General features: G+C 67.3%; 5 protein-coding genes and 2 pseudogenes. 2 read left to right on the plus strand and 5 right to left on the minus strand.

Features of this window, described 5'->3' with window-relative positions:
• Positions 1-100: 100 nt before the first annotated feature.
• The 5 genes and pseudogenes from AD428_RS21270 to AD428_RS21290 all read right to left on the minus strand — a co-directional run bounded on the left by AD428_RS21270 (position 101) and on the right by AD428_RS21290 (position 4485).
• A complete protein-coding gene (locus AD428_RS21270; RefSeq protein WP_053246506.1) occupies positions 101-844 on the minus strand; it encodes a branched-chain amino acid ABC transporter ATP-binding protein in 744 nt (247 codons plus the stop codon).
• A gap of 3 nt (positions 845-847) precedes the next feature.
• Complete coding sequence (locus AD428_RS21275) at positions 848-1555, minus strand: ABC transporter ATP-binding protein (protein WP_053246507.1); 708 nt, start codon at positions 1553-1555, stop codon at positions 848-850.
• Positions 1556-1568: 13 nt separating this feature from the next.
• Complete coding sequence (locus tag AD428_RS21280) at positions 1569-2450, minus strand: branched-chain amino acid ABC transporter permease (protein ID WP_053246508.1); 882 nt, start codon at positions 2448-2450, stop codon at positions 1569-1571.
• A 29-nt stretch (positions 2451-2479) separates the two neighbouring features.
• Positions 2480-3467, minus strand: a pseudogene (locus tag AD428_RS29130) (branched-chain amino acid ABC transporter permease).
• Positions 3468-3555: 88 nt separating this feature from the next.
• A complete protein-coding gene (locus tag AD428_RS21290; protein WP_053246509.1) occupies positions 3556-4485 on the minus strand; it encodes a LysR family transcriptional regulator in 930 nt (309 codons plus the stop codon).
• A 122-nt stretch (positions 4486-4607) separates the two neighbouring features.
• Here AD428_RS21290 and AD428_RS21295 point away from each other — a divergent pair, with 122 nt between their 5' ends.
• A complete protein-coding gene (locus AD428_RS21295; protein WP_053246510.1) occupies positions 4608-5840 on the plus strand; it encodes an amino acid ABC transporter substrate-binding protein in 1233 nt (410 codons plus the stop codon).
• A 73-nt stretch (positions 5841-5913) separates the two neighbouring features.
• Positions 5914-6393 (plus strand): annotated as a pseudogene (locus AD428_RS29800) (amidase family protein); the annotation flags it as partial.

The following is a 6393-nucleotide window of genomic DNA, read 5'->3' on the forward strand; positions in this document are numbered from 1 at the left end:
GCCCGCGCCGCGCCCGGCCGCAGCGGGCGCCGTCCGGCCGGGCCCTCGCGCCGGCCTGAGGCGCTGCGCCCGGCGCACCCTCGTGCGCCGGGCGTCTCGCTCAATCGATCTTGTAGTCCATCCAGGAGGCCACCATGTCGCGCAGCCCCCCTTCCTCGTGGAACTGGTCCCTGCCGCCCTCGGCCTTGTTGCGGCCGAGCTCCAGGATGTACAGGTAGTCCGAGATCTCCGCGCAGCGCCGCACGTTCTGGTCCACCAGCACCACGGTCATGCCCTCGTCGGCAAAGCCGCGGATCAGCGCGTAGAGCTCCTTGGAGATCTTGGGCGCCAGCATGGCGGTGGGCTCGTCCAGCAGGATGACCTCGGGTTCGTTGAGCAGGGCCCGGCCGAACTCGACGAAGCGCTGCTGGCCGCCGCTCATGCTGGAAACGGGGTCATTGCGCTTCTGGGCCAGGATGGGAAAGCGCGCGTATACGCTGTCGATGCGCCTGCGCACCCGCGCCTTGTCGCGGCGGAACGGCCAGCAGCCCAGCAGCAGGTTGTCTTCCACCGACAGTTCGCCGAACAGGCTGCGGTGCTGCGGCACGAACGCCACGCCGCTTTCTGCGCGCTGGTGCGCGGGCTGCCGGCTGATGTCGCGCCCGTCCAGCGTGATGCGGCCGCCGCGCAGCGGCAGGAAACCGAACAGCGTCTTGAGCACGGTGGACTTGCCCGCGCCGTTGGGGCCGATGATGCCCGTGACCTGGCCGCGCCGCGCCTGGATGCTGACGCCGTTCAGGATGGTGATGTCGCCGTGGTAGGCCACGGTGACGTTGTCCAGCGCGAGTACCGGCTGCGTATTCATGGCTCAGGCTCCCAGGTAGGCTTCCACCACGCGCTCGTCGTTGCGCACCACGTCCGCGTCCCCCTCGCAGAGAATCGCGCCTTCGTTCATCACGATGATGTGATGCGATAGCTGGTAGATCGACGTCAGGTCGTGCGACACCAGCACGACCGAGCAGTCGTGCTCGGTGGGCACCTCGCGGATGATGGAGATCAGCAGCTGCGCCAGCGACGGGTTGACGCCGGCGAACGGCTCGTCGAGCAGGATGACCTTGGGCCGCGCCACCATGATGCGCGCAAGCTCCAGCAGCTTCTGCTGCCCGCCCGACAGTTCCTCGGCATGGTTGTGGCGCAGGCGGTACAGCTCCACCTTGTGCAGCCAGTACTCGGACTGGCTCTGGCGCTCCTGGGCCGAGCGCGGGGTCTGCTGCTGGGCCACGTCCAGGTTGTCCAGCAGGCTCAGGTGAGCGAACACGCGCGGCACCTGGAAGGTGCGGCCCACGCCCCGGCGGGCGATTTCGTGCGTGGGCAGCCCGCCGATGGGCTGGCCGTCCAGCTCGATGCGGCCTTCGTCGGGCACGTACAGGCCATTGATGCAATTCAGCAGCGTGGTCTTGCCCGAACCGTTCATGCCGATGATGCCCAGGATGGCGCGGCGCGGCACGTGCAGGTCCACGCCCTGCAGCGCGGTCAGGCCGCCGAAGCGTTTTTTCAGGTTCGTCACTCGCAGCATGGGTGGCTCCGTCTCAACGCAGCACGCGCTGGCCGAACAGGCCGGTCGGGCGCGCGAAGATCATGCCCACCATCAGCGCGAAGCCCAGGATGGTGGCGATGGAAGGGTTGAAGAACACCACCGAAACCTGCTCGGTGACGCCGAACAGCAGCGCGCCCACCAGCGCTCCCACCGGATGCCCCAGCCCGCCGAGCACGATGACGATGAAGCCGATCAGCGTGTAGTCGTTGCCCATGAAAGGCGAGAACGAGGGAAACACCAGGGCGACCAGCACGCCGGTCACGCCGGCCAGCCCGATGCCCAGGCCGAAGGCAACGGCCGACAGCCGCTCGGCGTTGATGCCCACGATGCGCACGGCATCGCGGTTCATGATGATGGCGCGCAGCGCCTTTCCCACCTGCGTGCGGTACAGGAACCAGGCCAGCGCGCCGATCGTGGCCAGCGCGATCGCCAGCGCGAGCAGCCGCACCGACGGAATCAGCACCGGCCCGAACTTCAGGAACACGGGCTCGATGCTGAAGGGCAGCGTGCGGGCGTCGGCGTCGAAAACCAGCAGCATCAGCGCGCCCAGCATGATGGACACGCCGAACATCAGCAGCAGGGAGCTGAGCTCGGGGTCATCCGAGCGCGACAGGCGCGGGATCAGGACGTAATAGAGCGCGTAGCCCGCCGCGAAGAACACCAGGAAGGCGAGCGGCAGCGCCGCCACCGGATTGACGCCCGCCTGCTCCATAAGGAAATAGGCGAAATAGGCCCCCAACACGAGGAACTCGCCATGGGCGAAGTTCACGACGCGCAGCACGCCGAACACCACATTGAGACCGACGCCGATCAGGCCGTAGATGGCGCCGAGTATGAGGCCGTTTATCAGGCCCTGGATGAGAAGTCCGCTCATGCCGCATTCCCCTTTCTGTCTTGGCGGATTCAGGCGATGTATTGCCGCAGCCTGGGATAGCGCTTCAGCAGGCTGCCCAGGATGCGCGCGGCAGGAACAGCATGAGAAGCACGATCACCAGCCCCAGCAGCAGCAGGTTCAGCACCGGGAATTTCTGCCAGATCAGGTGGTCGATGCCCAGCAGCGCCAGGGTGCCGGCCACCGGGCCGAGAATGGTGCCGAAGCCGCCGGCCATGGCGTAGATGATGCTCTTGGCCGTGACCAGCACATGGAAGGCGTATTCGGGATCGACGACGTTGGTGTACCAGGCCTCCACCCCGCCCGCCAGCGCGGGAAAGAGCGCAGCCAGCATCCACGCCTTCAGCCGGGTGCGCGGCACGTGGACACCCACGCAGGCGGCCGCCATGTCGTCGTCGCGGATGGCCTTGAGGGCCTTGCCCAGCGGCGACACCGACAGCCAGGTCACCGTGGCCAGGCAGGCGGCCATGACCGCCAGCATGGCGTAGTAGCTGTGCGTGGGATTGTTGGCATTGGACAGGATCAGGCCCATGCTGCCGCCCGTGTAGGCGTCGGGCAGGTTGGAGATCAACAGGCGCACGATGCTCGCCAGCGCCAGGCTGACAATGCCGAAGTACACGCCGCGCAGGCGCAGCGTGGGCGCGAACAGCAGCGAGAGCAGCACCCCGGCGACGCCGCCGCGGCCAGCGAGGGCAGGATGGGCCACTGCAGCACCTTGTAGCAGACGCCCGTGCCGTAGGCGCCCACGCCGTAGAACACCACGTAGCCGAACGGCAGGTAGCCCGTGAATCCCACGCAGATGTTCATGGCGCTGGCCATGGTGATCCACAGCATCAGGTAGAACGCGAACGACACGTTCGAGGTGGCGCCCGGCACCAGGGCCAGGGCGGCGCACAGCGCCAGGAAGACGCCGATGGCGATGCGGATGCGCAGGCGCGCGATGCGCTGGTCGTGTTCGCGGGCCGGCAGGCCGGTCGCCGCGACGGGGCTGCTGCTCATGGTTTTCCTCCGGGTGGATGGGGAAAAACGGCCGTCACTTGCGTAACGGATTATGCGCAGTTCAGCCCGGAAAAACCATAACTACAGGTTAAGTGTTTACCCTGGATTTCGGCGAGAAAGTCTCACGCAGCACCGCCTGGAGCTCCTCGACGAACTCGCCGGCAATGCGCGACAGCGGACGATTGCTGGTGTGGATGGCGCTGATGTGCAGGGGAATGTTCTCGGCCAGCGGCACGATGGCCACCTCGGGCCAGATGTTGTGCATGACGGTGAATTCGTCGATGACGGCAATGCCGGCGCCGGCATTGACCAGCGCGCAGGCCAGGTGGCTCCAGGGCACGTCCGCGCACATCTTCACCGGCAGGCCGGCCTGTTCGAAGGCATTGAGGGCCAGCATGCCGTAGGGCATGCGGGTGCCGACCACGATGAGCGGGTGCGGCGACAGGTCCGCCAGGCTCACCGACGCCCGCCCGGCCAGCGGATGGCCACGCGGAATGGCCGCCACCATGCGCCCCGTGTGCAGGGGGATATTGGTGAGAAAAGGGTGGTCGGCCTGCATGACGACCAGCCCCAGCTCGGCCTCGCCGTGGAGCACGTCGGGCAGCATCTGCGTCAGGGCGGTGGCGTTGAGCCGCAGCAGCACGTCGGGATGGCGCTGCTGGAAGCGGGCCACAGCCCGGGGCACCAGGTACTGGGTGAGGCTGGGAATGGACGTCAGCCGCAGCACGCCCGAGCCATGGCTGGACAGCGCCTCGGCCAGGTCGTTGACGCGCTGCATCATCCGCTGCGCGCGGTCGATCTCCTCGAACAGGCTGTGGACCTGGCGCGTGGGCTGCAGCCGCCCGCGCACCCGCTCGAACAGCTCCAGGCCGAGCTGCTTTTCCGTGTGCGCCAGCATGCGGCTCACGGCGGGCTGGCTGATGCCCAGCAGCCGGGCCGCGCCGCTGATCGAGCCGGCGGTAACGATGGCCCAGAGCATTTCGGTCTGCCGGTAATTGAGTTTGTTCAAGGCGTGCACTCCATATCTTTTTGTTATACGCTATTTGCGCGATTGCGCAAATCGTGCGCAATACGACTTGCGGTTGGCCTGTAGCGGCGACTGTCGGCATTTCCCATCCCTGCAATCCCAGGAGTCTTCCCATGCTCAGAAGTCAGTGGTTATCCCGCCTGTCCGCCATCATGCTGGCGGCCGCGGCGCTGGCGCCGGCCCCCGGCTCGGCGCAGTCCTCCGACACAATCCGGATCGGCATGACCGTCTCGTCCACCGGCAGTTTCGCCCTTGCCTCCCAGTCGGGCGTGCGCGGCGTGGAACTGTGGGTCCATGACGTCAACAAGCGGGGCGGCATCGAGTTCGGCGGCAAGAAACACCCGGTCGAACTCGTCAAGCTCGACGACCGCAGCGACAAGCAGATGGTCACCCGCGTCTACGAACGCCTGATTGTCGATGAAAAAGTCGATCTGGTGTTCGCCCCCTTCGGCTCCACGCTGACGGCCGCCGCCGCCACCGTCACCGAACGCCTGGGCAAGTACATGATGGTCTGGTCCGCCGCCAGCGACGACCTGTACAGGCAGGGATTCAAGTACATGGTCTCGGGCACGCAGATGCCGGTGTCGGCCATGCTCAAGGCGCCCACCGAGCTGGCCGCCCGCCTCGGCGTGAAGAAAGTCGCGCTGCTGTATTCCGACGAGCCGTTCCCCGCGGGCCTGGCCGCCGGCGGCCGCGAGCAGGCCAAGCGGCTCGGCCTGCAGCTCGTCATGGACGAGAAGTACCCGAAAGGCCAGAAAGACTTCAGCACCCTGCTGCAGAAAGCCAAGGCCGCCGGCGCCGAAGCGCTGATTCCGACCTCGTACGAAGGCGACCTCATCAGCATGACGCGCCAGATGAAGCAGCTCGACATCAACTTTCCGTACACCTTCATGGTGTATGCCTCCACGCCGCAGTTCCAGGCCATCGGCGCCGACGCCGACTACATCTTCAGCCACACCAACTACCACCCCGCCATCAACTGGAAAGTCAACGCGGGCATGACGCGCGAGCAGTTCGCCCGGGCCTACGACGCGCTGTTCCCCAAGGCCGAGTTCCCGCCCGACTTCCAGACCGCGCTCGCCTACGGCGCAGGCGCGCTGACCGAAGAGATCATCAAGAAGGCCGGCTCCACCGACGCCGCGGCGCTCAAGCAGGCCTCCATGGACCTCTCCGACAAGCTCACCGTGATGGCCGGCCCCTATGCCATCGACGAGACGGGCAAGCAGCTCAAGATGCCTTTCCCGGTCGTGCAGCTGCTGCCGGGCAAGAAAATGGCGCCCGTGTGGCCCGAGGACGTCGCCACGGCCAAGGCGGTCTATCCCGCGCCGGCCTGGAACCGGCGCTGATCCGCAAGGCCCCGGCGCAGGCGCCTGACCCGGGACGCGGCGCCGGGGCATTTACACCACCATCGAGGAAGACATGGCAGAACTCGCATTTTCCAGCCTGGCATCGCTGGCCGCAGGGCTGGAAGCCCGCCGCTACAGCGCCGTGGAGCTGGCGCAGCATTACCTGGCGCGCATCGCGCGCGCAACGCGGCGCTGGGCGCCTACGTCGAAGTGGACGAAGCCCGCACCCTGGCGCTTGCGCAGGCCGCCGACCTGCGGCGCGCGCACGACTGTCTCCTCGGCCCCCTGGACGGCCTGCCCATCGCCATCAAGGATCTCTGCGAAATGCGCGGCCGCGTCACCACGGCCGGCTCCCTGGCCTGGCGCGGACGCCGCAGCCCGCTGACGGCCACCGTGGTCGAGCGCCTGCTCGCCGCCGTATGGTGCCGCTGGGCAAGACGCACATGGTGGAATTCGCCTTCGGCGGCTGGGGCACGAACCCCCTGATGGGCACGCCGCGCAACCCCTGGGATCTCGGGGCGCACCGCATTCCCGGCGGCTCGTCCAGCGGCTC

The organism is Achromobacter sp. DMS1, from assembly GCF_001270295.1.